Annotated in this window: 24 protein-coding genes; 19 read left to right on the top strand and 5 right to left on the bottom strand. The window is 61.7% G+C overall.

Annotated features, from left to right (window positions below; translation table 11 throughout):
- Positions 1–100 precede the first annotated feature (100 nt).
- The 8 genes from APH42_RS09025 to APH42_RS08990 all read left to right on the top strand — a co-directional run bounded on the left by APH42_RS09025 (position 101) and on the right by APH42_RS08990 (position 11,310).
- Complete coding sequence (locus APH42_RS09025; RefSeq protein ID WP_046785894.1) at positions 101–1,756, top strand: DUF1302 domain-containing protein; 1,656 nt, start codon at positions 101–103, stop codon at positions 1,754–1,756.
- Between the two features lie 30 nt (positions 1,757–1,786).
- Positions 1,787–3,151 carry a DUF1329 domain-containing protein gene (locus APH42_RS09020; RefSeq protein ID WP_046785895.1) on the top strand — a complete coding sequence of 455 codons (1,365 nt, stop codon included), beginning with the start codon at positions 1,787–1,789 and terminating at the stop codon, positions 3,149–3,151.
- A 213-nt stretch (positions 3,152–3,364) separates the two neighbouring features.
- Entirely contained in the window at positions 3,365–4,405 is a 1,041-nt protein-coding gene (locus APH42_RS09015) for a YCF48-related protein (RefSeq protein WP_196996671.1), read from the top strand.
- A gap of 35 nt (positions 4,406–4,440) precedes the next feature.
- Positions 4,441–6,975: an RND family transporter gene (locus APH42_RS09010; protein ID WP_060493174.1), complete on the top strand. Its 2,535-nt coding sequence runs from the start codon at positions 4,441–4,443 to the stop codon at positions 6,973–6,975.
- Between the two features lie 44 nt (positions 6,976–7,019).
- Complete coding sequence (locus tag APH42_RS09005; protein ID WP_060493173.1) at positions 7,020–7,991, top strand: hypothetical protein; 972 nt, start codon at positions 7,020–7,022, stop codon at positions 7,989–7,991.
- On the top strand, positions 7,988–8,797 hold the full coding sequence (locus tag APH42_RS09000) for an enoyl-CoA hydratase/isomerase family protein (RefSeq protein WP_046785899.1): 810 nt from the start codon (positions 7,988–7,990) through the stop codon (positions 8,795–8,797). Before APH42_RS09005 ends, APH42_RS09000 begins: the two co-directional genes overlap by 4 nt.
- A 28-nt stretch (positions 8,798–8,825) precedes the next feature.
- A complete protein-coding gene (locus APH42_RS08995) occupies positions 8,826–9,647 on the top strand; it encodes an SDR family NAD(P)-dependent oxidoreductase (protein WP_046785900.1) in 822 nt (273 codons plus the stop codon).
- Positions 9,648–9,705: 58 nt separating this feature from the next.
- Complete coding sequence (locus APH42_RS08990) at positions 9,706–11,310, top strand: NAD(P)/FAD-dependent oxidoreductase (protein ID WP_060493172.1); 1,605 nt, start codon at positions 9,706–9,708, stop codon at positions 11,308–11,310.
- A gap of 47 nt (positions 11,311–11,357) precedes the next feature.
- Here APH42_RS08990 and APH42_RS08985 read toward each other — a convergent pair whose 3' ends face one another.
- Complete coding sequence (locus APH42_RS08985; protein ID WP_054573070.1) at positions 11,358–12,023, bottom strand: TetR/AcrR family transcriptional regulator; 666 nt, start codon at positions 12,021–12,023, stop codon at positions 11,358–11,360.
- A 204-nt stretch (positions 12,024–12,227) separates the two neighbouring features.
- On the opposite strand from APH42_RS08985, the gene APH42_RS08980 reads away from it, so the two are divergent.
- From APH42_RS08980 to APH42_RS08960, 5 genes are all read left to right on the top strand, one after another.
- A complete protein-coding gene (locus APH42_RS08980; RefSeq protein ID WP_169774697.1) occupies positions 12,228–13,505 on the top strand; it encodes a cytochrome P450 in 1,278 nt (425 codons plus the stop codon).
- A 57-nt stretch (positions 13,506–13,562) separates the two neighbouring features.
- Positions 13,563–14,594, top strand: coding sequence for a hypothetical protein (locus tag APH42_RS08975; protein ID WP_041505808.1), 1,032 nt, complete (start codon positions 13,563–13,565; stop codon positions 14,592–14,594).
- Between the two features lie 82 nt (positions 14,595–14,676).
- Positions 14,677–15,465, top strand: a complete 789-nt coding sequence (locus APH42_RS08970; RefSeq protein WP_054573042.1) for an SDR family NAD(P)-dependent oxidoreductase — start codon at positions 14,677–14,679, stop codon at positions 15,463–15,465.
- 30 nt (positions 15,466–15,495) lie between these two features.
- Complete coding sequence (locus APH42_RS08965) at positions 15,496–16,785, top strand: MFS transporter (RefSeq protein WP_046785903.1); 1,290 nt, start codon at positions 15,496–15,498, stop codon at positions 16,783–16,785.
- 13 nt (positions 16,786–16,798) lie between these two features.
- Positions 16,799–17,149, top strand: a complete 351-nt coding sequence (locus APH42_RS08960; RefSeq protein WP_046785904.1) for a nuclear transport factor 2 family protein — start codon at positions 16,799–16,801, stop codon at positions 17,147–17,149.
- Here the strand turns inward: APH42_RS08960 and APH42_RS08955 are convergent.
- From APH42_RS08955 to APH42_RS08940, 4 genes are all read right to left on the bottom strand, one after another.
- Positions 17,139–17,978: an oxidoreductase gene (locus tag APH42_RS08955; RefSeq protein ID WP_060493171.1), complete on the bottom strand. Its 840-nt coding sequence runs from the start codon at positions 17,976–17,978 to the stop codon at positions 17,139–17,141. The genes APH42_RS08960 and APH42_RS08955 overlap by 11 nt on opposite strands.
- 78 nt (positions 17,979–18,056) lie before the next feature.
- Positions 18,057–19,292: an NAD(P)/FAD-dependent oxidoreductase gene (locus APH42_RS08950; protein WP_060493170.1), complete on the bottom strand. Its 1,236-nt coding sequence runs from the start codon at positions 19,290–19,292 to the stop codon at positions 18,057–18,059.
- A 20-nt stretch (positions 19,293–19,312) separates the two neighbouring features.
- The gene (locus APH42_RS08945) at positions 19,313–19,633 is read right to left on the bottom strand and encodes a 2Fe-2S iron-sulfur cluster-binding protein (RefSeq protein ID WP_046785907.1); all 321 of its coding nucleotides are present in this window, start codon (positions 19,631–19,633) and stop codon (positions 19,313–19,315) included.
- 23 nt (positions 19,634–19,656) lie between these two features.
- Positions 19,657–20,916 carry an MFS transporter gene (locus APH42_RS08940; protein WP_060493169.1) on the bottom strand — a complete coding sequence of 420 codons (1,260 nt, stop codon included), beginning with the start codon at positions 20,914–20,916 and terminating at the stop codon, positions 19,657–19,659.
- A gap of 307 nt (positions 20,917–21,223) precedes the next feature.
- On the opposite strand from APH42_RS08940, the gene APH42_RS08935 reads away from it, so the two are divergent.
- The 6 genes from APH42_RS08935 to APH42_RS08910 all read left to right on the top strand — a co-directional run bounded on the left by APH42_RS08935 (position 21,224) and on the right by APH42_RS08910 (position 26,665).
- Positions 21,224–21,460: a ferredoxin gene (locus APH42_RS08935; protein WP_046785909.1), complete on the top strand. Its 237-nt coding sequence runs from the start codon at positions 21,224–21,226 to the stop codon at positions 21,458–21,460.
- A 51-nt stretch (positions 21,461–21,511) separates the two neighbouring features.
- On the top strand, positions 21,512–22,270 hold the full coding sequence (locus APH42_RS08930; RefSeq protein WP_046785910.1) for an SDR family NAD(P)-dependent oxidoreductase: 759 nt from the start codon (positions 21,512–21,514) through the stop codon (positions 22,268–22,270).
- A 66-nt stretch (positions 22,271–22,336) separates the two neighbouring features.
- A complete protein-coding gene (locus APH42_RS08925; RefSeq protein ID WP_046786388.1) occupies positions 22,337–23,287 on the top strand; it encodes a VOC family protein in 951 nt (316 codons plus the stop codon).
- Position 23,288: 1 nt separating this feature from the next.
- Positions 23,289–24,173, top strand: coding sequence for a fumarylacetoacetate hydrolase family protein (locus APH42_RS08920; protein ID WP_054573045.1), 885 nt, complete (start codon positions 23,289–23,291; stop codon positions 24,171–24,173).
- 33 nt (positions 24,174–24,206) lie between these two features.
- Entirely contained in the window at positions 24,207–25,787 is a 1,581-nt protein-coding gene (locus APH42_RS08915) for an MFS transporter (protein ID WP_046785912.1), read from the top strand.
- A gap of 107 nt (positions 25,788–25,894) precedes the next feature.
- A complete protein-coding gene (locus tag APH42_RS08910) occupies positions 25,895–26,665 on the top strand; it encodes an IclR family transcriptional regulator C-terminal domain-containing protein (RefSeq protein ID WP_196996667.1) in 771 nt (256 codons plus the stop codon).
- Positions 26,666–26,682: the final 17 nt, after the last annotated feature.

The following is a 26,682-nucleotide window of genomic DNA, read 5'->3' as shown; positions in this document are numbered from 1 at the left end:
CCCGAGCTGCTTAGGCAGGTGAGGTAGCAGTACGTCAGCACGGCTGTAGCCAGTACTTGGCCTTATACAAACGACTGAAAATAAAAATAAAAGGTGCCGTATGAAAGACATGACCAAGCAGGGAAGGCATGTGTTTAGCCGCAGCGCGATAGCGCTGGCAGTGCTCGGCGGGATGAGTGGAGCGCACGCTGTTTCGTTTGACCTGAGCAACCCTGACTACCGCCTGCGTTGGGACAATACCGTCCGCTACAACTTGGGCGTGCGCATGGAAGACCAAGACCACCGCATCATGCGGACCCCGACCTACGACGAGTCCGACAGCAAATTCGACAAAGGCGATATCGTTACAAATCGACTCGATGTGTTGAGCGAAGTGGATTTCTCCTACCTGAACGAATGGGGGGCACGCCTGAGTGCTGCTGGCTGGTACGACAATGCCTACCGTGACACCAAGGTCCACAGCCAGGTGGGTGGCCAGACCAGCTACGAAAATGGTCACTACAGCGATGAGGTCAAGCGCTATGTCAGAGGACCTTCTGGTGAAATCCTCGATGCGTTCGTGTGGAAAAACTTTCAGGTAGGCGATACACCGCTTAACGTCAAGATCGGTCGCCATACCAACTACTGGGGCGAGGGCCTGCTGTTCGGTGCACACTCAGTTTCCTACTCTCAGGCCCCGAGCGACGGTGTAAAAGCCGCTACCAGCCCGGGTATCGAGACAAAAGAAGTATTTCTGCCCATCGGCCAGATATCTGCCAAGGCCCAGGTCACTGATCATCTTTCCATCGCCGGCCAGTACTTCTATGAGTGGGACTACACCCGTATTCCCTACGGCGGGACCTACTTCGGCGGTGCAGACTTCCTGTTCGAAGGTCCGGATCAGATGCCAGCCGGTGCTGGGGCACTCAAGCGCGCCTCCTCCAAGTATGGTCGCGACAGTAATGCCAACTGGGGCGTGATGGCCAAATACAACGTTGAGGCGATCGAATCGACCTTCGGCTTCTACTACCGCCAGTTCGACGACTATCAGCCTTGGCTCGCACCGCAGGTCAAGGCGAACCTGGGTGAGTACCGCGTCGTGTACCCCCGCGGGGTCAAGCTTGCCGGTATCAGTTTTGCTCGTGTGTTCGATTCGGTGGCCGTGGGCACGGAGCTGTCATACCGCAAGAACGGCGCATTGAACGCCACTGGAGTCAGCACGCTGGATGACGAGGGGCCGCGTGGTGACACCATCCACTTTATCGCTAACGCCGTGTATGGCATGCCACGCAACTTCATTGCCAATAACGCGACCTTGGTTGGCGAGTTTGCCTACAGTCACCTGGTCAAGGTGACCGAGCATGACGAGTTGTTCAAGTACAAGGGCAATGCCGCCTGTACGGACGCCCGTACACCCGGTGTCGCCGGCTCCGGCGACGCGTCCGATGGTTGCTCGACGCGCGACTACTACGCGGTGGCAGTCAACTACACGCCGCAATACCTGAGCATCTTCCCATCTTGGGACATGGACGTACCTCTGACCATCAACTATGGCATTCATGGTAACGCTGCCTCGGCTGGTGGCGGCAGTGAAGGTGCGATGTCCTGGTCGGCTGGTGTGAAGTTCACCTATCAGCAACAGTATGAATTCGGCCTACGTTACGCCGATACCCGCGCCCAACCCAAGAACCTGGCAAATGGCACCGTCGGCGGCAATGGCGGCGTTGGTAACACAGACCGGGGCTGGTTGGCATTCACATTCAAAACCTCCTTCTGAACAAATCCAATAAAAACGGAGACTGCCCGAATGAAAAGACAATTGGCCTTGTCCCTGGCGCTGTTCGGCATCGCTACCTGCAGCGTGGCCGCGGTCAGCCCGGAGGAAGCGGCGCAGCTAGGTAAAACCCTGACCCTTTTCGGTGCGATCAAAGAGGGAAATGCAGAGGGCACGATCCCTGCCTACGATGGCGGGTTGCGTACTGCACCGCCAGATTTCAAACCAGACAGCGGGTTCTGGGCCGATCCATTCCGCAATGAGAAACCCTTGTTCCGCATCACTTCGCAGAATATGGCCCAATACGCTGACAAGCTCAGTGAAGGACAAAAGGAAATCCTCAAGAAATACCCGGAGTACTACTTCGATATCTATCCGAGCCACCGCACCACGGCATATCCAAAGGAGGTGTTGGATGCCACGGTACGCAACGCCACCACTTGTAACACACAGAGAGACGGGCTGGCAGTCGACCCGGCCTGCCGTGGAGGGTTGCCATTCCCGATTCCGAAGACTGGCAACGAGGTTATCTGGAACCAGCAACTGCGATACAAGATCGGCCCCGGGTACTCCACCACCAGCTCCTCTAATAGCTGGGTGATGGATGCGAATGGTCAGCGGACCAAGGCTGCCGAGCAAGCCACGTTCGAAGAGCAGCCCTACTATCAGCCTACGCAGGCCGACCGCGATCCAATGATGTATGCCCGTGTGTATTCACTGAACAACTATCCGGCACGCCGTTCGGGTGAAGTCACCGTACTCAACGATTATCTGGACCCTGCGGCCAAAGCGCGTCGAGCCTTCAGTTATTCGCCTGGCCAGCGGCGGGTGAAGCTGGCGCCGGAGTTTGCTTTCGATACGCCAGTCGCTAGCCAAGGCGGGGTTACGCTGTTCGATGAGCTGCAAATGTTCTCGGGCAGTCAGGACCGTTTCGATTACAAGCTGGTGGGCCGAAAGGAGATGTTCATTCCTTACAACGCCTACAAGTTCTACTTCGAGTGCAACCAGGACGAGCAATTCCTTAAGCACCATGCCAATCCGGCGTGCGAGCGTTGGGAGTTGCACCGTGTATGGGTTGTCGAGGCCACGCTCAAGCCGGGCAAGCGACACGTCTACAGCAAGCGAACTTATTACCTAGACGAGGACACCTTTGGGATTGGGCTGTACGACGCCTGGGACCAAAGCGGTGCCTTGTATCGCGCGATCTTCCTCAGTGGTGTGCAGTTGTACGACAAAAACTTGCCGTACAACGTGAAAAACGTCGTGTATGACTTCAACAAAGGCATGTGGGCGCTGCTCAACGACGGGTTGAAGGGCGGCTACAAGTTCGTCGATACACCACGAACCGAACGGGACATGAACCCCGAGGCAATTGTCGCTCGGGAGACCCAGCGCTAAGCCCTCCGGGCTGGTTGTGAGCTGCGCGCGTGCAAAGTGGTTCGCAGTTGAAAACGTTGTTCCTGAGCCCGGCAATGAGTGGCGCTTGTTGTCGGGTAGCAGGGCGACTCTGGCATGGTGAGGATAAAAACAATGATTAGCCAAGGCCTAGCAAGACCTAATTCTTTGAGTGTGCACTTGTTGAGTGCGGCTCTGATTCCTTTGTGGCTGGCCATGATGGGGACAACCCAGGCTGGCACGCCCACCATTGATCCGCTTGAAATGCAGGCGCCGACACTCGCACAGCCGCTGGCCGCACCGTTGATCAGCGTGGCCCGCGCCGGCGACGTGCTGGTCGGTGTCGGCCTGCACGGCCTGATTCAACGCTCCCACGACAATGGCACCAGCTGGGAGCAAGTCCCCAGTCCGGTGTCCAGTGACTTCGTTCAAGTGCGCTTCAGCGATGCGCGAAACGGCTGGATTGTCGGCCACGACTCAGTGGTGTTGCACAGCAGTGACGGCGGCGCCACATGGGTCGTGCAGATGGATGGGCGCAAGTTGTTCAGCCTGCTTGGCAGTGTCTATGGCCGGCGGGCCGAACAGGGCGACCAGGAAGCCGGCGATCTGGTCCAGGAGGTAAACCGCGCGGTGGCTACGTCCGCGACACCCGCTGTGATACCGGCGCCCTTGCTGGACGTGTTATTCGACGCCAGCGGTCGCGGCTTCGTCGTAGGTGCCTTTGGCATGATCCTTCGAAGTGAGGATGCCGGCAGCACCTGGCAACCCTGGCTCGAGCGCGCAGACAACCCACGCAGAATGCATTTGTATGGACTGGCGGAGCGCAATGGCACGTTCTACATCAGCGGAGAACAGGGTGTATTGCTGCGCCTTGAGCCTGGCCAACAGCGCTTTGAAAAAATCGAGACGCCCTACACCGGCACCTATTTTGGCATCGCCGCCTTTGAAAACCTGCTGCTGGCCTACGGGCTGCGCGGCAATTTGTTCGCAAGTGTTGATGATGGCCAGCAGTGGCAGCAGATAGAAACCGGGATCGACACCAGCCTGGTCAGCATTGTGGAGCAAGGACCGGCGCTAGTGATGGTGAGCCAGGGCGGGCAACTGGTCAGTCTGGATCTCCACAGTCTCAAGGTCACTCCGCTGGTACAAACGCGCGTGGGCGAGGTGTATGCAGCAAGCGACACGAAGCAGGCCGGGCGGCTAGTGGTGGCACGCTTTGCCGGTGCCAAGGTCATCGATATCGCCCGGGCTAACTGACGCCGTCGGCACGATTCCCTAACGAGAAAGAAAACATGGTCGAGCAAAAATTCAACAGCGGGATGCCAGTGATCACCCACCTGGAGGACTTCGATAAAAGCTCCGGCGGCTGGTTTGAGCGGGTGATCTTCCGTAACCGCATGTTGGTCATCGTTGCCTGCCTGCTCGCCACCGTGGTGCTGGGCTTCTTCGCTGCACAGCTGCAGGTGAACGCCAGCTTTGAAAAGATGATTCCAAGCTCCAGCCCGTACATCAAGAACTACCTGGCTTACAAGAACCAGTTGCCGGGCCTGGGGAACAGCGTTCGTGTGGTGGTCGAGAACAAGACGGGCGATATCTACGACGCCGACTATCTGCTGGCCCTGCAGAAGGTCAACGACATGTTGTACCTGATTCCTGGCGTAGACCGCTCATGGATGAAGTCGTTGTGGATGCCCATCGTACGCTGGAAGGAGGTCACGGAGGAGGGCATCGATGGCGGGGCGGTGATGCCATCGGACTACGACGGCAGCGAACAATCCATCCAGGCCTTGCTTCGTAACATCACACGCGCCGGCATCATCGGCAATCTGGTGGCCAACGACAGCAAGTCGAGCATGCTAGTGGCACCGCTGCTCGATACCAACCCGCAAACCGGCGAGCCGCTGGACTACGGCGTGTTCTCCAAACAGCTCGAAGAGAAGATTCGCGCGTTAGAGAGCGACAAGATCGGCATCCACATCGTTGGCTTCAGCAAGCTGGTGGGCGACCTGATCGATGGTCTGTATTCGGTCATGCTGTTCTTTGGTGCCTCGGTAGTGATTGCAGGGGTGTTCGTGTACTTCTACACCCGTTGCCTGCGCAGTACGCTGCTGCTGGTAGGCGTAGCGGTGGCTGGCGTGGTCTGGCTGCTGGGGCTGATGCAACTGCTGGGTTACGATCTGGACCCTTACTCGATTCTGGTGCCGTTCCTGATCTTCGCCATTGGCATCTCCCATGGCACCCAGAAAATGAACGGCATTCTCCAGGACATCGGCCGCGGTACACACAAGTACGTGGCGGCGCGTTACACGTTCCGTCGCCTGTTCCTGACCGGGCTCACCGCACTGTTGACCAATATCGTCGGTTTTGCAGTGCTGGTCATCATCGACATCCCAGTGATCCGCGATCTGGCCCTGACCACGAGCATCGGTGTGGCGGTACTCATCTTCACCAAGTTGCTGTTGATTCCGGTGGCGTTGTCGTACCTGGGCGTGAGTGCCAAAGCCGCGCGCATCGCAATCGCCAAGGACCAGGCGGGGGAGGCCGGACAAGGTATTTTGGGGCGTGTTTGGCGTGGCCTGGACCGTTTTACGGAGCGCCCGATGGCCACCGCGATCATTGCTTTGTCGCTGGTGGTGACACTGCTGGGCAGCATGGTGATGATGCACCTGAAGGTGGGCGACCTGGATCCAGGGGCTCCCGAGCTGCGCCCGGACTCGCGCTACAACCGCGACAATGCCTTCATTACCCAGAATTACGGGCTCTCCAGTGACCAGTTCGTGGTCATCATGAAAACCGACGAAGACAGTTGCAGGCTTTACCAGGCTTTGCAACGCATGGACAAGTTGGCCTGGCAGCTTAACCGGACTCCGGGGGTGCAGACCACCCAGTCTCTGGCCGAAACCGTGCGCATGATCAGTTCGGGCATGGCCGAGGGCAGCCCGAAATGGCTCAGTATCAGTCGCGACCAGGCCATTACCAACGCGGCGGTGGATGCGGCAATGATTTCCGCCCCTGGAATCACCAATCAGCAGTGTTCGGTTACCCCAATGATCGCCTACCTGGCCGATCACAAGGCAGACACCTTGAGCCGGGTTCTGAAAGTATCGGAAGCGTTCGCCAAGGAAAACAACACCAGTGCGGACGCCGATAACCCAGTGGAGTTCCTGCTGGCAGCGGGCAATGCCGGCATCGAGGCCGCAACCAACATCGAGGTCGAGAAGGGCATCATCACCATGTACCTGGCGGTGTACGGCGCAACGGCGCTGCTGTGCCTGCTGACGTTCCGCAGCTGGCGCGCGACGGTGGTTGCGCTGATCCCTCTGCTGATGACCACGATCATCTGCAAGGCGCTGATGGTGTGGTTGGGCATCGGCCTGAAGGTCGCGACGTTGCCGGTCATTGCGGTGGGCGTCGGTGTCGGCGTGGACTATGCGCTGTACCTACTCAGCGTACAGCTGGCGGTGCAAGAGCGCGGCGCCAGCCTGGCAGTCGCCTACCGTCGTTCGCTGGACTTCACCGGCCGCGTGGTCGCGCTGGTCGGCCTGACCATGGCGGCCGGGGTGATTACCTGGGCCTGGTCACCCATCAAGTTCCAAGCCGACATGGGCATCCTGCTGACCTTCATGTTCCTGTGGAACATGCTCGGGGCGCTGGTCCTGATCCCGGCACTGTCACATTACCTGCTCAACCCCAGACGCAACGCCAAGGCCGGGACCACCCTGGATCTTGACGAGGCCCGCGTGCAGCAGCGCCCCGACAAGCCTGCAAGCGTGGCCAAACGCCATGCATTGCCCGCGCCCACCGTACGCGGCGTGCCCGCTGACTGAAAAGGCCGGGTATAGGCCTTGCCAACCCCTTTGAGGAGAGAGAAATGTTCGAATTACTGATGAGTGCCGACATGATGGTGCCGGACCCGGACGCCATGACGGAAATACTGGTCGACAAGCTCGGTATCTACAAGCATGAACGCTGGCGCCAGGCGTTCGACAATCACCCGTACATTGCGCACTTTCTGCGGGTGCACAAGTCTCTGGCAGTGTCTCCCACGCGCATTGAGCCGCAGTGGCACCTGGATCGCCCCAATCCGGGCGACCCGCTGTTCCATGAGTTCCTGGAGAGTCTAAAGGACTACCAGGGCCGCCATCGGCCCATGCTGACCCACTCCATCGTGCTGGCGCTGCATGGTGACAAGTTCGATGCGCTGGTGGACAAGCTGATGCGCCGTCGCCTGCCTTTTCGCATGGCGCAGCGTACCCCGGAAATGCCATTCGATCGTCTATGGCTCGGTGCGACCCCCGAGAAGCCCTGTTACCAGCCGTCCGTGGATGGGGGCCTGTGCATCGAGATCATGCCGACCGAGCCATTGCAGATGCCGGCCGAAACCTACCAACTGCCGCCGGTCAAGCCGCGAGATCTCAAGCCCGGCGACATGGTGCGCGTGACCGCCCGTGGGTTCCTGGTGCGAGACCTGGATGAAACTCTGCGCAAGATTTCCACCAACCTGGACTGGGAACCGAGCGGGCCGGTAGAGCATATCGGCGGTGAAGGATATCGCCGTGCACGCATGGGGTTCAGCGTGCCCAACAGCGCCACCCTCGATGTACTGGAGGCCACTTATTGGAACACTGATGCCGGCCATTACCTCAACAACTGGGGGCCGGGCCCTTACTACATCCGCATCGGCGTCAACGACTTGGCCGCCAAGGCCGAGGACCTGCGCGCCCGCGGCACCCGTTTTGAGTGGGTTGAGTCATCGCAGGCGGTGGACGGCCGGGCGCTGATCAAGGTCGACCCGCAAGAGCTCAATGGTCAGGTGTTCGAGTTTGAGGAGTGCCCTGCATGAGCACAGCGCTGAGCGAGCAGGTGATCAACGAGGCGGTGCGCGTGGAGTGTGACGCACGGGTCGGCTGGGTGGTACTGACTCGCCCCAACCAGATCAACGCCATCAATGACGCGATTCGTCAGGGGGTACCGCAGGCGCTGACCCTGCTGCAGCAAGATCCCGAGATTCGCGTGATCGTGATTCGTGGTGAAGGCGAGCGCGGCTTCTGCGCCGGCGCCGACATCAAGGAACGCCGTGGCCCTGAATCCAGCCTTCAGGTTCGCCAGCGCATGGAAAAGGTGCGCTGGATCGAAGCTCTGGACGGTATCGCCAAGCCGGTGATCGCGGCCATCCACGGCTACTGCATGGGCGGCGGGCTGGAGCTGGCGTTGGCCTGCGACATTCGCTTCGCGGCGCCCAATGCGGTGTTTGCGCTGCCGGAAACCGGCCTGGGGCTGATCCCCGGTGGCGGCGGCACGCAACGTCTGTCGCGTGTGGTCGCACCGGGCCAGGCACTGGACATGCTGCTTTCTGGTGATCGCATGAATGCAGCACAAGCGCAGCGCATCGGGCTGGTAAGTCGGGTGGCCAGCGACAACCACGGCCTGCTGGAGGAGGTCACGACCTTTGCCCGGCGTATCGCCGCCAAGCCGCCCACCGCATCGGCCTTCGTCAAGCAGGCGGCCCGTGCCGCGCTGGAGTTGGACCTCAAGAGCGGACTGAACCTGGAGCTCGACTTGTTCGCGCTGCTGGCACCTACCCACGACGCGCGCGAGGCTGCCCAGGCCTTTAGCGAACGGCGTGAGCCGCGTTTCACCGGCGAGTGACGGGCTCACTTACAACAAGGAAATCCACATGAGTACAGGCAAGCTGGCAGGACGGGTGGCCATCATCACGGGCGCCGGTGGCGGGTTGGGGGCAGAATGCGCCCGCGTGCTCGCCTCCCATGGTGCGAGCATCGCCGTGGTCGACATCAACCTGGACGGGGCCACGACGGTTGCCCAATCGTTGCTCGACGAAGGGCACCAGGCGTTGGCGATTCGCACCGACGTGTCGTCGGAGGCCGACGTCCAGGCGATGGTTGCCCAGGTCAGGCAGCGGTTTGGTCGTATCGACGTACTGCACAACAATGCGGCAATCCTCAATGCTGAGCAGCGCCAGGCAGACCGCGATTTCGTCAATCTCGACATGGCGGCCTGGGACCGCGCCATCGCCGTTAACCTGCGCGGCGCGGTGTTGTGCACCAAGCACGTGATACCGGCCATGCTGGAACTGGGCAAGGGCTCGATCATTTTCGCCACCTCGGGGCTCGGTATGCAGGGTGACATGTCCCTGACCGGATACGCTACCTCCAAGGCCGGCCTGATGATGTTACCGCGCATGGTGGCCTCGCAGTACGGCAAGCAGGGCATTCGCGGCAATGCCGTACAGATCGGTTTGGCGCCCTCCGAGCACGCCATGCCGCCGGCGTTGCTAGACATCCTGCGCGACAACCACTGTACCGCCGAACTAGGCACCCCGCGCCAGATCGCCGATGTCGTGGCGTTCCTGGCGAGCGACGAGTCGTCCTTCGTTACCGGCAGCACACTGGTGGCCGATGGCGGGTTCAGTACCCACACCCCTTCATTGGTGGCCATGCGCTCGCTATTCGCGCAGATGGGCAGAACTGGCATGTGACCCCCGCGGCGACGCGTACCTGCGTCGCCGCAGCTGACCTTCGACTTGGAAGCATGTGATGAACCAGACGCAATCCGCAGTAAACCCTGATTTTGATGTGATCGTGGTCGGCGGGGGCACCAATGGCCTATCTGCTGGCTGCTACCTGGGCATGGAGGGCAAGAAAGTGCTGGTGCTCGAAGCCCTGGACAAGGTGGGTGGCATGGCCTCCTCGGGCTACCTGATACCTGAGGCGCCGCAGCACTTGGTTCACCCCTGCGCGCTGGACATGATGTCGATGCGCGTGCACGCCCACGTGCCGGCGGAGCTTGGCCTGGAGCAACACGGCTTCAAATCGGTGGAACTGGCGCCGGGGTATGTGTATCTGCACCCGGACGGCCAATCGCTGATCTTCTGGCGTGACCGCGAGCGTACCGCTGCCGAGATCCGCCGCTTCAGCACCCGCGACGCCGACGCGTTTCTTGAATTCATGAAGGTCATCGACCTGTTCCTGGAGATCGCGCTGCCGATGATGCGGGTCGATCCGGCCAAGGCCAACCTGGGGGTCAAGCTGCGGATGGTCGCCGCAGCAATCAGGCATAGGGCCCTGAAGCCCGAACTGATGGCGCTGATGACTGGGTCGGCTCTGCAGGCGGCGCGCGAACGATTCGAGCATCCGATCACCCGCTCGGCGATGTGCGCGCTTACCGGGCTTGCGGGCGACATCACAGCCGACGGCGGTGGCATCTACTACGCCCTGCTAGGGTTCCTGCACCGCTTCGGTGTGGGGCGGGTGATGGGCGGCATGCAGCAGTTGAGCAATGCCATGCGGGCCCGCCTGGAGGCGTTGGGCGGCCAGGTGCTGGTGTCGGCCAGCGTCAGTGAAATCGTGGCCAGTGACGGCGTGGTCAAAGGCGTGAAATTGGCCGATGGCCGTACCTTCTCTGCCCGCGCCGTGATTGCCGGCTGCCACCCCCGGCCGGCGCTGGAGATGGTCACTGCCGGTCAGCTTCCCAAGCATCTGCTGACCCGCATCGCCATGGCCCCGGCCAACGCCAAGGGCTCGGGCCCGTTGAAGGTGGATGTGGCCCTACGCGGGCAGATTTCGCTGCCACGCTTCGAGGCGGTGCGCGGCGATGGTGTCGACTTGCGCAACACCTGTCTGCTGATCGGCACCGAAGAGGCCGTGCTGGAGAACTTTGCCGCCTGTGCGCGGGCCGAAGTGCCGACCTTGCCCTACATCACCATGGCCGTACCCAGCGCCGCCGACCCGTCACAGGCGCCTGAGGGCCAGGATGTGCTGTACATCTACCCACCGGTGATGCCGGTCAACCCGAATGAAGGGTGGGATGCCCTGCGTGAGCGAGTGGCTGATCAGGTGATCGAGCAGTTGTACGCCTATGTCGACGGTATCGAGGGGCAAATCATCGGCCGACGCATCGAGGCTGCCCCGGACTTCACCGCGCGCCTGAATACCGTGAATGGTTGCGTGGTGCATATCGATACCACTTCGATGCGCTCCAGCACCATGCGCCCGGCGCACGGCCTGGGTGGCGATACGCTGCCGGTGGCGGGGTTGTACTTGGGCAGTGCGGGCATCCATCCTGGGGGTGGAGTCAATGGCATGGCAGGCCGGCTGGCGGCCAGGCGGGTCAGCCGCTACCTGAGCAAGTCGCGGCGCTGAAAAGCGCCCCGTCTACAGGGGCCGCAGACAGACGAAACCGGCAGCCGTCAGAGGCTGCCGTTTTTCTTTTCTGCGTTCAGAGACAGGCTCGCAATGACGAAGTCGGCCGAGTATTGGCGCCAGGTAATCATGCCTTCGGCAGAGTCGGTATCCAGGCCAGCGAGGGTCGACATCGAATAGCGGTTGGTGAACCAGCCCGTGGTCACCAGCGAGGCACAGGCCAGTAGCAGGCGTGGGTTGATGTCGGCGCGAAAATCCCCGCTGGCGGCGCCCCTGCGTAGGATGGCGTCGAGCTTGGCAATCAGTGCCGGCGCCATTTCTTGGAAATGATTACGAGGTGTTTCGTGGGCGTCGTGATAGCGAATGCCCTCCAGCGCCAGGCTGCCGAGGAAGGGGTCGAGCCGGTACTGGTCGAAGAAGTGATTGAGGACGGCACGCAGCGCCACAGGCGGTGGCAGTTGCTCGACCTCCAGGTTCACCAGCTCGGACATGATGTGGCTCGACGACTCGTCCAGTACCGCTACGAACAGGCCTTCCTTGGAACCGTAGTAGTGGTAGACCAGCTGTTTGGTGACGCCGGCCTCCCGAGCTATTTCTTCCACCCGTGCCCCAGCCAGGCCTTTCTTGGCGAACTCGACACGTGCAGCCGCGAGCAGCCGTTTCATCGTGCTGCGCTTGCCCTGTTCGACACCGTCTGTTGCTTTGACTACCACCCTGGACTCCTCATGCCGGTGTTGGCCCTTGTTGTTCACACCTTGAAGCATTTACCCGGCTGCCTTCGTTTGACCCCGAGTCAAACGAATCGGAGCCGCCCCTTACAGACAAGGGCATACCATAGGTTGGCAGGCGATACATCCTACGTAAAGCGCAGAAATATCGGTGCGCAGGCAAGAATAAAAACAACACAGGAGATCCTGATGAGCAACGAAAGTGCAGCCCTGGACCTGGCAACGGCGTACAACGCCGTGTCGGAAATGTACCGCGGTACCGATCTGGACATTCACGCGGTGTGCCGCGAGCAACGATTGAAATCACCCATCTACGAAGGCGATTTCATCACCCAGTTCGGCGTGCCGACCAATGCGGGCACTCAGCAGGGCACGCGCCCGACCTTCGCGTTGTTCAAGTACCAGGACGTGATGAGCGTGCTGCGCGACGGCGCCACCTACACCAACGGTTTCATCGCTGAGGGCCTTGGTGCGTTTTTTGATGGACTGATCATCCTGGCTATGGACGGTGACGAGCACCGCAAGGTGCGCGCCTTGTTGCAACCGGCGTTCATGCCCGAAACGGTCAACAAGTGGCGTCCGCAGATCGACCAGGTGATCCGCGAGGAATATATCCATCCGATGCTGCCGGCGAAAAAGGCCGACCTGATGAAGTTCGGCCTGGAGCTGCCGATTCGCATCATGTACGCACTGATGGGGTTTCCCTCCGACGACCCGTCCAAATACAAGCAGTACGCGGCCTGGGCACTGGCCATCGTGGGGGGCAACCAGATCGACCCGAGCAAGATGGTCGAGGCGCGCCGCCAGGCCGGGATCGCGGTTAAAGGGCTATACGACGCGCTGGCCGAAGTGGTGGTGCAACGCCGTCAGGCGGGCAGCCAGGGCGACGACGTGGTGGGCCGCCTACTGCGCGCCGAATACGAGGGGCGCACGCTGAACGACCATGAGGTCATCACCTTTACTCGCTCGTTGCTGCCGGCGGCAGGTGAAACCACCACGCGCATGTTCGGCTCGGTCATGACCCTGCTGCTGACCACGCCGGGCCTGCTGGAGCGGGTCAAGGCCGACCGCAGCCTGATTGCCAAGCTGATGGACGAAACCACGCGCTTCGAGCCGGTGGCCACCTTCAAGGTGCGCGAGACGGCCAAGGACGTCGAATTCCATGGCGTAAAAATCCCCAAGGGTTCGTTCGTGCAGTGCATGGTGGTATCGGCCAACCGCGACGAAGACGCCTTCGAAAACCCTGACGTGTTCGACATCGACCGCAAGCCCAAGCCTTCCTTCGGCTTCGGTTTCGGTCCGCACATGTGTATCGGCCAGTTTGTCGCCAAGGTCGAGATCAGTTGCGCGGTCAACGCCATCCTCGACCTGTTGCCCAACCTGCGCCTGGACCCCAGCCAACCGCTGCCGATGATTAGCGGCGCGCAGCTGCGCGGCGTATCCAGGTTGCCAGTGATCTGGGACTGAGCCTACCTCGGATACCACATTTAGCTTTACGGCCTTACAAAAACAACAGAGGGCACTATGAGAACGTTCAAGACCATTCCAGAGCGCGGCGACTTCGGCTTCCAGCAACTGGTGGGCCCGCACAAGGTAAGCGGCGCCTCGATGTCGGCCGAGCGCGGCTTTTTCGGCCTGCACCTGAGCAAGAGCTCACCCTTCGGATCGGTGCGCGATGAGCAAGGCAACATCTATTCCTTCGTTCGCTCGCTGATGGCCCCCAACGGCACGCCGAACCCGACCAAGTTCTTTTACCTGAACAACCATGTCGACAAGGTCAACTTGCGCATGGACCACGAGAAGATGGCCAAACAGGCGCTAACGCCCATGCCCGTGCACAGCCTCGACGGTGATACCGCGCGCTGGGCCAGCCAACCGGGGGAACCGGGCAATGCCTGGGAAATCACTGCCAGCAGCGAACGCCTGACCTGGAAGGAGGAGGGCCTGTTCGCTATCGAGGGTCGCCTGCTCGGGCCGGGTTTGCAATGGTACTTGCCGGGCGTGGAGTGGGGTACGTTCTATGTTTCGCAGTTGTGGGATGTGGCGGGCGTATGCGAGGGTCGGCCGGTCAAAGGTGCGCTGGCGCTGGACCAGTTCTACATGGCTGAAGGCGGCGCCATCCATTTCAAGAAAGACCTGGTGGTGAACAACAACAAGCACGTGATCTGGTGGTCGTTCGTCACCGTGTACAAGGACGGCACCTGGGATACCGGCTCGTTCATGGTCGGCCACGACCATCTCGGCTATGCCTTCTTCAACAATGAAAAAGGCGAAGTGCGGGTGACCACCGACATCGAAGGCCAGACCGAGCACAAGGACGGTAGCTACTTCCTGAAGTCGGCGCGGATCGTGCTGGAAGGCAAGGAAGAATGGGAGTTCCTGCCGGACGAGCGGGGCGAGATGATCGATTTTGTCGGCGGCTTCCCGATCACTGCCCAGCAGGAAGGGCGCTGGCGTCGGGTAGGCGATACCCGTGAGCCGTCGCACTGGCTGGGCTGGGGTGAATCTGACCGGCGCAACGGTTCGGCGCGTAATGTGCCTGGCAAGGATCTGTAACGCTGCACTGTGCGCCTGCCTCGGTGGGCAGGCGTATGCATAAAGCAAAACCCTCAACCAATAACAACAACGGGGAACCGCGATGAAGTTTCGCGACAAAGTAGTACTGGTAACCGGTGCGGGTCGTGGCATGGGTCGGGCGATTGCACTGGCCTACGCGCGCGAAGGGGCGCGGGTGGTGGTCTCGGCACGTACTGCGCGCTACGGTGAAGACACCGTCGAGCAGATCCGCGCACTGGGCGCCCAGGCATGCCTGGTGGGCGGCGACATTGCCGACCGCGATGCCATCAGGTCGATGGTCGAGGGCGGCGTGGCGCAGTTCGGCGGCCTGGATATCGTGGTGCACTGTGCCGCCGACACCCGTCACGGGTTGATCGCCGAGATGCCGGACGACGCGTTCGATCACATCGTGCGCAGCAATATCCAGTCGCTGTTCTGGCTGGCCAAGGACAGCGCGCCGTACCTGTCCAAGGCCCCCGACAAGGGCCGGCTGATCTTTATCTCCTCCGGTGAAGCCAACCGCAAATACACCCCGCGGCTGATCGCCTATGGTTCCAGCAAAGCTTTCATGAATGCCTTCGCCCGTGGGCTGGCGGTGGAATTCGGCGCCATGAACATTCTGGTTAACGTGGTCGAGCCCGGCCTTATTGGCACTGATCACATGCTCGAAACCCTGGGCGAGGAGCTGCCCCACAAGCTGGCGGCGCATTTTCCGGTCGGGCGTCTGGGCGAGTCTGCCGACATTGCCAATGCGGTGCTGTTCCTGACCTCCAACGAGGCGTCGTATATCACAGGCACCTCGTTGCTGGTGGACGGGGGCGCCACCATGGTGGCGTTGCCCAAGGTCGAAGAAATCCTCAAGGGCCAGTAACGCGCCGCGCTGCTACGGGAGTGAAAGTGCATGACTACAGACACACGTGAGCGCCAACGCGCTGGCAACGATTTTTCCGAATTCAGGCGCGGCTGGCGCGTGGTGCTGTTGGGGCTGTTCGGCATCTGCACCAGCATCACCGCCGCCTTGCTGTATGCGTTCGGCACCCTGGTGATTCCGCTGGAACAGGCCTTCGGCTGGAGCCGGGGCGACTTGCAGGCCTCGATTTCCTTTCTGTTCGCCGGGGTGGCCATCTCCACCCAGATGGTCGGTTGGCTGTATCGGCGCTACGGCCTGCGTCGGGTCGCCATCGTCTCGATCATGCTGCAGATCGTCGGCTACTTCGCCATCACCCAGATCCAGGGGGCAATCGCCTGGTTGTACCTGGCGTTCTTCAGCATGCCGATCGTCTGTGCCGGTACCATCGCCATCACCTGGACGCAGCTGGTCAACCTGTGGTTCGAGCGTAACCGGGGGCTGGCCCTGGCGGTGATCCTGTGCGGCACCGGTCTGATGGCGATGATCCTGCCTCCGTTATTGTCCCGGCTGATAGGTGCCTATGGCTGGCAGGCCGGTTTCATTGCCCTGGGGGCGATGCCGCTGCTGTTCACGCTGCCGCTGGCGTTGATGTGGTTGCGCATGCCGGTCGAGGTCGCCGCGGCCGACCCTTTGACGGCGCAGCCGCAACCGTCGTTGTCGGGCATGAGCTTCAGACAGGCGCTGCGCTCGGGCAAGTACTGGGGTTTCAATATCGCGTTGATCCTATCAGTGTCATTGACAGTGGGCATGGTCACCAACATTGTGCCGATGCTGCAAAGCAAGGGCCTGAGCGCGCAGCAGGCCAGCCAGATCTTCAGTACGTTCGGCATTTCGATCATTGGCGGGCGCCTGCTGGTGGGGTACCTGCTGGACCGCTACTCGCCGTCGCTGGTGGCGGCGGTGAGCCTTGCGTTACCGGCACTGGGGTGCGCAATCTTCTTTTTTGGCGGCTCGCAGCACGTACCGCTGTTGATGCTGGCGACCCTGTGCATCGGTGCCAGTGCCGGCGCCGAGTTTGACCTGGCGGCGTTTCTGATGGCGCGCTACTTCGGCCTGAAGGACTACGCGCGCATCTTTGGCCTGCACCTGTGCCTGATCACCATCGTGTCCGGCCTGGTGCCGATGCTTTTCGGCCACCTGTTCGATGTGTACGGCAGCTATTCGGCAGTACTGGTGAGCTGCTTCTTCTGCGCCATCATCGGCCCGATCATTCTGCTGTGGCTGAGAATGGAACCGGCATTTCAAGCGCTGCAGCGTCAGCTCAAACAACAAACTGCCTAGGGACGACCCTTACATGACAATGGACAAACACGTGATCGAAGACTTTCTGCACGGCCAGGTCGACTGCTGGAACCGCGGCGACAAGGAAGGCTTTTTTGCCCACTACCGCAGCGTGTCACCCAATGGCTTGAGTATCGAGTATGTTGGCAAGCCGCAGCATGACGCTTGGCAGGTGCTGGAGGGCATGTGGGCGCAACAGCAACCCAAAGTTCGGGTCGAGGTACGCCAGTGCATCATCAATGGCAATGAAGTGGCGTGCCACCACTTGAACGCTTTTCGCGAGCAGGACGGTGGCATAGAGACGATCGAGCTGTACCGGTTCGAAGGGGGGCGGTTGTCCGTGCGTTACTTCATCAACCAGTAGAACCATCGGTAGAACAGGAGAGCTCGCGCCAGGCGTCTATCTGAGCGAGCATTCCGGTGAGCTTGACGCTGATCTGGCCGTAGGCGTCGGAACCGGCCAGGTAGCGCAATGGTGGCTGGTCGGTGTTGGCCAGGCGCACCAGGGCTTCGCCCAGCTTCGCCGGGTTGCCGCCCTGTTGATGATTGCCGGCAGCCGACGCAGCCTTGACCTTGGCCGTGAACGCGGCGTAGTCCTGCAGCCCGCGTTCACCGAACATTGCGGAGCTGGCATCGAGAAAGTCGGTGCGAAATACCCCGGGTTCCACCAGCGTGACCTTGATGCCGAACTGCGCTACCTCCTGGGCCAGGGATTCGGAGAACCCCTCCACCGCGAATTTGGAGGCGCAGTATAGTGCGGCGCCTCCCATGCCTAACACGCCGGCCATGGACGACACATTGAACAGGTGGCCGCTACGTTGTGCGCGCATCACCGGCAGCACGGCGCGGCACACGTTGAACACACCGAACACATTGGTGGCGAACTGCTTTTCGGCATCGCTCGGCAGGTTGTCCTCGAAGGGTGCCAGTTGGCCATACCCGGCGTTGTTGACCAGCACGTCGATTCGACCGAAGCGGGCCACTGCCTGCTCCACGGCGGCCAATGCCTGCGCTTGATTGCTGACTTCGAGGGGCACCGCCAGCACCCGGTCGCCGTACTCGGCAAACATGCCTTGCAGGTGCGCCAGGCGCCGGCCACTGACCACCACGCAGTCACCGTCCGCCAATGCCGCCCTGGCAATGGCGGCGCCCAACCCGCGGCCCGCACCGGTAACAAACCAGACCTTGTTCATTGCATCGCTCCATCAGGTTGCGCAAACGCCGCGCTGGGCCCTTGGGGGTACAGTGCGGCGAGATGTGGGTGAGAGCTGTCAGTCGCGGTTAGCCGCTTCCCAAGTCTTGAGGTCGAAACCTTCGGCTGCTGCTTGAGCCGCCGTCAGCCTGGGCGCGCGGGCGAGAATCTTGCGCGCGGCCATGTGGTCGCCCAGGCGGTTGCAAGACTCCACAGCCACCAAGCGCTCATTGCGAAAGCACAGCACCGAAAGTTGCCGGTCATGGGCAGAACCGAGCACAACCGTGCTGTCGTAGCCGCTGGACAGCCCGGCGATCTGCAGCTTTAGGTCGCCTTGATCGGTCCAGAACCAGGGTAGGGCGGCATAGGGCGAGGGCTTACCCATCAGGCGCGCGGCCACGGTACGCGCCTGGTCGATGGCGTTCTGCACCGACTCGAGTCGGGTGTGCTGCTCTTCGTTCTGTACACATGGAAAGCTGGCCACATCACCGAGTGCGGAAATCTGTGGGTCAGAGGTGAGTAGGTGGGCGTCCACCTTGATGCCGTTCTCGATGTCCAGGCCGGCCTCGGTGGCCAGTTGCGTATTGGGGATAACGCCGATGCCGAATACCACCAGGTCAGCCGGCAGGGTGCGGCCATCTGCGGTTTGCACGCCGCACACCTTGCCGTTGTCGTCGAGAATGCGGGCAAGGCCTTGGCGGAAATCGAAGTGCACGCCCCACTGCTCATGCGCCTGGCGAAACAACTCGGACATTTCCCGCGACACCGCACGCGCCATGGGGCGCTCGCCCAGCTCCAGCACATGCACCTGCGCACCCTGGGCGGCGGCTACCGCGGCAAACTCGAGGCCGATAAAGCCTGCGCCGACCACCACCACGTTTCGCGCCTGCCTGGCCAGCGGCGCCAGGGCGTCGGCATCGGCCTTGGTCTTGATGCCGAACACCTGAGGCAGCTCCGCGCCAGGCACTGGCAGCGGGCGGTTGTGCGCGCCGGTCGCCAGTATCAGGTGGTCATAGCTCAGGGCGGTGCCGGAAGCCAGCACCACGCGGCGGTTGAGCCGGTCGATGGCGGCGGCCGGGTCGTGCAGCAGCTCGATGCGCTGGGTGGCGTAGAACTCGGCCGGGCGGAATAGCAGGTTGTTTTCCTGGATCTTGCCGAGCAGGTAGGCCTTGGACAGTGGTGGGCGTTGGTAGGGCAGGCCGGGTTCATTGCCGATCAGGGTGATACGGCCTTCATAGCCTTCCTGGCGCAGCGATGCGGCCACTTGGAATCCGGCTTGGCCGGCACCGACGATAACGACTGAGGCGAGGGTCATGAGTACTCCTTGCAACGCATTCAGAATTGCGAAGAGGGCAGGTGCAGTACCATGCCTTCCATGTCTTCACTGATAATCAGTTGGCAGCTCAGGCGGCTGTTGTCACGACGCTCGAAGGCGTACTCGAGCATGTCACTCTCCATGCTTTCCGGTGCCTGCACCTTGTGCAGCCACGCTTCGTCTACGTAGGTGTGGCATGTGGCGCAGCTGCAGGCGCCGCCGCAATCGGCGGGCAGGCCCGGCACGCTAGCGAACGTGGCGGCCTGCATGACCGACTGGCCGACTTCGCCGTTGACCTGATGGTGGGTGCCGTTATGTTCGATAAAGGTCAGTGTGGGCATGTTCTGCTCCGTTTCTTGTGGGCTCAGGAGTGGCTGGGCAAGGGCCGCGCGTCGAAGCGCGTCACTCGTCCAAGGGTCAGTAGCAACAGCGGGCCGACCACGCAACATGCGGCGCTGTACACCAGCATGGCGGTGTATGAGCCGGTACGTGCGAGTAGGAAGGCGAACAGCAGCGGCGCCAAGGCCGATGCCACGGTATTGAGGCCCTGGTGCACACCGAATAACCGGCCGTATTCACGCAGGCCGAAGTAGCGCGCAATCAGGAACGCGGCGATATCAAACTCTGCCCCGGCGCCGAACCCGACCAGCACGGCTGCCAGCATCAGGGGCATGAACTCGGTGGTGCCACTCAGGTATACCAGGCAGCCGACAGCGGGCAGCAGCAGGCTGCACGCTGAGACCACCGGCGGCCACAGGCGGTCGAGCAGATAGCCGATGACCATACGCCCCAGGATCAGCGAAATACCGAAGCCGCTGAAAATGGTGGCCGCATCTGCCGCCGATAGCCCCTTGGCTTGGAGCATCGGCACCGTGCTGGTGACCATGCCGACAATCGACGAAATTACCAGGCCCAGCGCCAGGTTGCAGGTCCAGAATTTCAGCGAGCCCATGCCTTCGCGAAAGCTCATGCCCGGCAATTGCTCCAGGGCGTCCTGCCGGGTGGTATCGGCGGCCTTGGGCAGCTTGAACCACAGCAGGATCAGCGGCAGCAGCACCAGCAGGTTGAGCAGCGCAAGGATCACGAAGGCCGCACGCCAGTCCCACTGCTCTATGCCCCACGTCATCAGCCGGGGAACGGTGGCGGCGGTGACGCCGGTACCTGACAGGCCAATGGCCAGCGCCAGGCCGCGATTTCGGTCGTACCAAAGGCTGATCAGTTGGGTCCAGGTCACGGCCAGTGCGCCCATGCCCACGATCGGCAGCAGCGCAAAGGCCAGGTACATCGACCAGATCGAAGAGCTGACCTGGGTGGTGGCCAGGTAGCCGACCGACAGCAGCAACAGGGACACCACGGTGACGCGCCTCATGCCAAAGCGCAGGTTGAACCAGCCCACTAGTTGCAGCGACACCACCGCGCCGCCAAACAGGAAGGTGATGCACGCCTGCAATTCGCTTTTGCCCCAGCCAAAGGCATCGCCCAGCGGTACCACTAGCGTGCCAAAACCGTACAGAAGCGCGGCATTGATGCTGATGGCCACGCCGGCAACTGACAGAAGCAGGATTCTCCAGCTGTGCCGGAACTCGTGCAGGTCGATGGCCGCCTGGTTTTTCGAAGGGTTCATGAGTTGGCTTCCTTGTAGGTTTTGTTGAGCCAAACACTGCATTTTTTGTGTGAAAACCGTGATTTCCGGTTTGTCCAGCACAGCCGTATGACTCACAGACAAACGAATGTGCTGCGCTGCGCACCCAGTTGAATCACCCTCGGTCACGCCATGTTCAACATCGCGCTGACCGCAGAGCGTTTGCCAGGGCGCAACCGTGGTTCACTGCTGCAACTGAGGCCGAGCATATCCTCGCTAAAAATAAATTGCACATAAAATAAATAAGTGTTCATAATTTGCTGAGACTGAACCTGATAAGGAGAAAAAAATGAGTTCAGAAAAAGCGCAGTTCAAAGCTGTTGCCGACCGTAGCCGCTGCTGTGGTTACGGCCTGTGCGCCACCATTTGCCCCAGTGTGTACAAGCTCGATGCCGACGGCCTGGTGTACTTCGATGACGCTCGGGTGCCCCCCGAACTTGAAGAAGATGCCCGCGAGGGCGCTGCTGCTTGCCCGGCCGAAGCAGTATGGCTGGAGCCCATCGACGCCCAAGACTGCCCCGCTTGAGTACACACTCACTTGAGAGGGTGTCATTACCAACGAGTTGAGGAGGTGCTGATGGGACGTTTACACAACAAGGTGGCCCTGATTACCGGCACCGGAGGCGGCCAAGGCCGTGCGGCAGCGCTGCGCTTTGCCCGTGAAGGGGCGATCGTGGTCGGGTGCGACTTCAATGCCGAGGGCCACGAACAGACCCGTGCCCTGATGAGCGACGAGGGGTTTACCTTGTATGGCACTGCCCCCGTGGACCTGGGCGATCACGAGCAGGCCAGGGCGTGGATCGAGGCGGCCGTCGCCGAGCACGGGCGCATTGATGTTCTCTACAACAACGCTTCAGCAGCGCGCTTCGGCCTGGTGAGTGAGCTGTCGATCGAAGACTGGCAGTACACCCTGCGTAATGAAATCGACCTGCTGTTCTATACCACCAAGTACGCCTGGGCATACCTGGCCGAGCAGCGCGGAGTGATTATCAACGTTTCTTCCACTGCGGCGTGGGGCGGTTCGAAGGTGGCCGGTATCAGTGCCCACGCGGCAGCCAAAGGCGCGGTAGTGTCGTTTACCCGGCAATTGGCCGTGGAGGGAGCAGCCGTCGGTATTCGTGCCATCAGCCTGAGTCCTGGCTTCGTCGCCACGCCTGGCACTCAAGCGTTTCTGGAAAACCCCAAGGCCCGCGCCATGCTGCTCGACGGTGTGCTGATGGATCGCCCCGGCGAACCTGAAGAGGTGGTGGCGCTGGCGGTGTTCGTGGCTTCCGAAGAGGCCTCCTTCATTACCGGTTCGGACTTTGTCATAGACGGCGGGCTGCTGGCGGTCTAGCCCTGCTGCGACAGCGCGAGCGATAGTTGGCATCGTTTCATCTCGAACAAGAACAAGGTGAACAAATTGGACATCATTGGTATCGGTTATATGGGCTTCGAAACCCCTGATCTTGACGCCTGGCGCGAGTATGGCCCGCAGGTGATGGGCTTTGGTATCGGCAAAAATCCGCCCGGCGACCCGGCGTCGCTGTATTTCAGAATCGATGATCGCCGTCACCGCTTCGCATTCCATCCGGGTAAGGTGGACCGCATCGCGTATATCGGCTGGGAAGCCATCGGACGCATGGCGTTCGAGGATGGGATCAGGAAGCTCGAGGCCGCCAACGTGGCCTACACCCGTGGTGACGCGCAGCTGTGCGAGACCCGCGGCGTGCGTGAGGTGGTGCGTTTTCGTGACCCGGTCGGCTACCAACATGAGTTGTTTTACGGACAGAAATGGCTGCCGCGTTCATTTCAGCCAGGGCGCCCCCACAGCGGCTTTCTGGCCGACGAGCGCGGTGCAGGGCACGTAGTGCTGATCACTCCGGAGTACACCCCGGAACTTGAAGACTTCCTGCTCAATGTCATGGGCTTCAGCTGGTATGGCGCGGGAGCGGGCAAGGGGCGTACCGGCTTCTTCCGCTCCCGGCTCAACCATCACACCAGCCACGACATCGCCTATGGCCATGGGCCCGGGCGAATGGGCGTCCAGCACGTCGGGCTGTTCGTTCGCAACGTGCGTGATGTGGGCGAGACCTACGATATCGTGCGCCAGCGCGAACTGCCGATGATGATGACGCTCGGCCAGCATGCGCAAGACCCGCACCTGTCCTTCTATCACTACAACCCCTCGGGTTTTGCCTTCGAAACCATTGCTGAAATCGAGCCGTGGCAAGGCGACCCCTACGAGCTGAACCCCGAAAAACTGAGCCTGTGGGGCCACGAGATGGTGGGGCCCATCCTGGGACCGAGTGTCAAGACTCCCGAAGAGGTCCATGACGCCGAGTATCTGCCTACCTACCTGGCCCGGCAGTGACATGCGCCTGGCGCGGATCGAGCTGGGCGGGCAGGCGTTCTGGGCATTGGTAGACGCCAGCAGCGAGCACTGCAGGCGGGTTCGGGCGCCGTTCGCGTGCTGGGCGCGGCTGGGCGCGGGGCTGCACCTGGACGCTCTGGACCTGGCTGGCGAACGCCTGCCGTTGGCCCGGGCACGTTTGCTGCCGCCATTGGAACCGGGCAGCCGCGTGTTCGGCGTGGGCCTGAACTACCTGAGCCACCTCGAACGCCTGGGCAGTCAGGCCCCGGCACACCCACTGGCCTACCTCAAGCCCGAGTCGGCCTTGGTCGGGGCCAATGACCCGATCAGGTATTCGCCGCTGACCAGGCAACTGGATTACGAGGTGGAGCTGGTGGCGGTAGTGGGGCGAGCGCTGCAGGATGAACCCCGCGCCAGCGCCTGCCTTCTGGGTTTCACTGTGGGTAACGACATCAGTGCACGCGATGCGGGCCAGCAGATCGGGCGGCTCGACCTACTGACCCAGAAGGCCATGGACTGCACCACGCCCGCAGGGCCGTGGATCGTGACGGCTGACGAGCTGGGCGGCGAGCAGCAGCCTGCGCTGGAGATGCGCCTGAGCGTCAATGACGAAGTACGCCAACACGACAATACCCAGCACATGATCTTCCCCCTGGACGAGCTGCTCAATTACCTGGATGCACGGATCAAGCTGCGCCCCGGCGACCTGGTGTTCACTGGCTCCACGCACGGGGTGGGCCTGGAAAGCGGGCGCTTCCTGCAACCGGGTGACCAGGTGGTGGCGCAAATCTCCGGCATCGGCCAGCTGCGCAATACCATTGCTGCGCCGTGCCCGCTCGGCCCGGCCCGCGCGGTGGGGCGCCTGGGGCTGCCGCTGGATCACTAAACCCTGATGGGCTAGACGTTCTAAGGAGCAATGATGAGCGAGGGTTCGGCGTGGGCGCCATTTCGCAACCGGGCCTTTCGGGGCTTGTGGCTGGCCGGTGCGGTGGTGAATCTGGCGATCTGGATGCAGACGGTCGGCGCAGCGTGGATCATGACCACGCTCACCGCCTCACCAATCATGGTGTCGCTGGTGCAAAGCGCGGTGACACTGCCGGTCTTTCTATTCGCACTGCCGGGCGGGGTGCTCGCCGACCTGGTCGACCGACGTCGCTGGCTGATCGTCACCCAGTGCCTGATGGTGTTCGCGGCCATCATGCTCAGCCTGTTGGCCGGGTTCGAGCGCCTCGAAGCCTGGGGGCTGCTGGCTTTCACCTTCGTGCTGGGCACTGGCAGCGCGCTGGGTATGGCGGCGTGGATGGTGACCATGATCAGCGTGCTGTCGCGTGATCAGGTACCGGCAGCGGTCGCCCTGAATGGCATTGCGGTCAACGCCACCCGTGCCCTGGGGCCGGCCTTGGCCGGGGCGTTGATTGCCTACTGGAACAACACGTCTGTGTTCGTGCTGATCGCGCTGTGCATGGCCGCCGTGATGTTCTTTCTGTTGCGCCTGGCGCCGGCACCGCCTGTCCACGGGCTTCCGCCGGAAACCCTGATAGGCGGTATGCGCAGCGGGCTGCGCTACATTCGCCATTCGGCGGTACTGTCCAGCGCAATGCAGCAGGTGCTGGTGTTCACTGCCAGCGCCAGTGCTCTGTGGGCGCTGATGCCCCTGGTTGCGCGCCAGCAACTGGGCATGGGCGCCGGTGGCTACGGCCTGCTGATGGCATTCCTGGGGGCGGGGGCGGTACTGGCTGCACTGAACTCACCTCGCCTGCATCGCAGGCTCGGCCTGCGTCAACTGATTGCCTGCGGTACCGCCGCCTTTGCCGCCGCCGCGCTGGCCGCTGCGTTGTCGAGCAACCGCTACCTAGTGTGCGTCATGATGCTGTGTGCCGGGTTCGGCTGGATGGCGGTCAACGCCACGCTCTCTTCGGTGGTGCAGACTTATGCCGCCAACTGGGTGCGCGCCCGCGTAGCGTCGATGTACGTATTGACCCTGATGGGCGCGATGGCCTTCGGTGGCGCCGCCTGGGGGGCGCTGGCCGAGTATGCGGGGCTGCAGGCAAGCCTGCTGGTGTCGACGCTGTGCCTGTTCGCCGGGGTGCTACTGACGCGTAACGGCCGTGTGGAACTGGGCCAAGAAGCCGACTTTGCACAGGCGCCGCTGACCGACAACCTTCAATTGCAGGCCCCAGTGGCGCACGCCGACGGGCCGGTTTCGGTGGAGGTGATATACGAGGTGCCTGCGCCGCAGCGAGATGATTTTCTGTTGGCGGTGTATGCGGTAGGCAAGGCGCGGCGGCGCAATGGCGCGCAGAACTGGCGGCTCTACCGCGACATGGCCGAGACGCAACGCTACAGCGAACGGTTCATCGTCGAGTCCTGGCTCGACTACTTGCGCCAGCAGGTGCGGGTGACCCAGGCCGACCTGGCTCTGGAAGGGCTTTTGCAGCAGTTTCGCCGCGAAGACCTGCAAACCCGCCGGCTGATCTACCAGCCGCCGCTGAACCCATAGGCTCCGGATCGCGGTAAATTCCCATGTAAAACTTTACGGGGCGAGTAATTCTCAGGCTAGAATGTTGGTAACAACTAGTTACCGGACGCAGTATGGACACTTCAGACATGAGCGACACCGCCAAATCGGCCAATGCAACCCTCGTCAAGCCGGTATCCAACGCCATACGCATCCTGCGTCATCTGAGCCAGGTCGGCAAACCTGAACGCTCCTTGGATATCGCCCGGCAGCTTTCCATCAACCCCAGTACCTGCTTCAACATCCTGCGTACCCTGGTGCAGGAGGATGTGGTCGATTTCAGCCCGCTGTCCAAACGCTACTCAGTGGGCTCCGGCCTGGCGCGCCTGGTGGAGCAACTGGTGACCCAGGGTCATCGCGTGCAGATGGCCAAGCCGTTGTTACAGAACCTTGCGTCGCGGCTGCGGGTGACCATCACGCTGTGGCGCAAGATGAGTCCGGACCGGATCGTGATCGTCAGCTCCGCGGCCAGCCCCACCGATGTGCGCATCGACATGGCCGAAGGCCAACGACTGCCGATCCTGATGGGCGCAAGCGGGCGACTGTTCGCCACTCAGCTCGACATGCACGACCCGCTGGTGGAAAGTAATTTCGAGAAGATCCGCTGGGCCCGGCCGTTGTCTCTGGAAAATTACCGCGAGGACGTCAAAGTGGCTGCCGAGCGCGGCTGGGCGATGGACGATGGGCATTTTTCCGGCGGTATCCTGGCCGTGGCAGCGCCGATCTATTCTCCTTCCAACAGCATCGAGTTCACCGTTTCGGCGGTGATGTTCCGCGGCCAGCGCGACGAAGAGGGCCTTGCCGAGATGGGCAAGGCGCTGATCGAGTTCTGCAACGAAGTGGCCTGCGTACTCTACTGAACCCCGTCGCTATTCGC

Origin of the sequence: Pseudomonas sp. NBRC 111140 (assembly GCF_001320885.1) — a bacterium.
Lineage (GTDB): Bacteria > Pseudomonadota > Gammaproteobacteria > Pseudomonadales > Pseudomonadaceae > Aquipseudomonas > Aquipseudomonas putida_P.
Note: the sequence above shows the minus strand (reverse complement) of the source record. Positions and strands in the feature narration are given on the sequence as shown.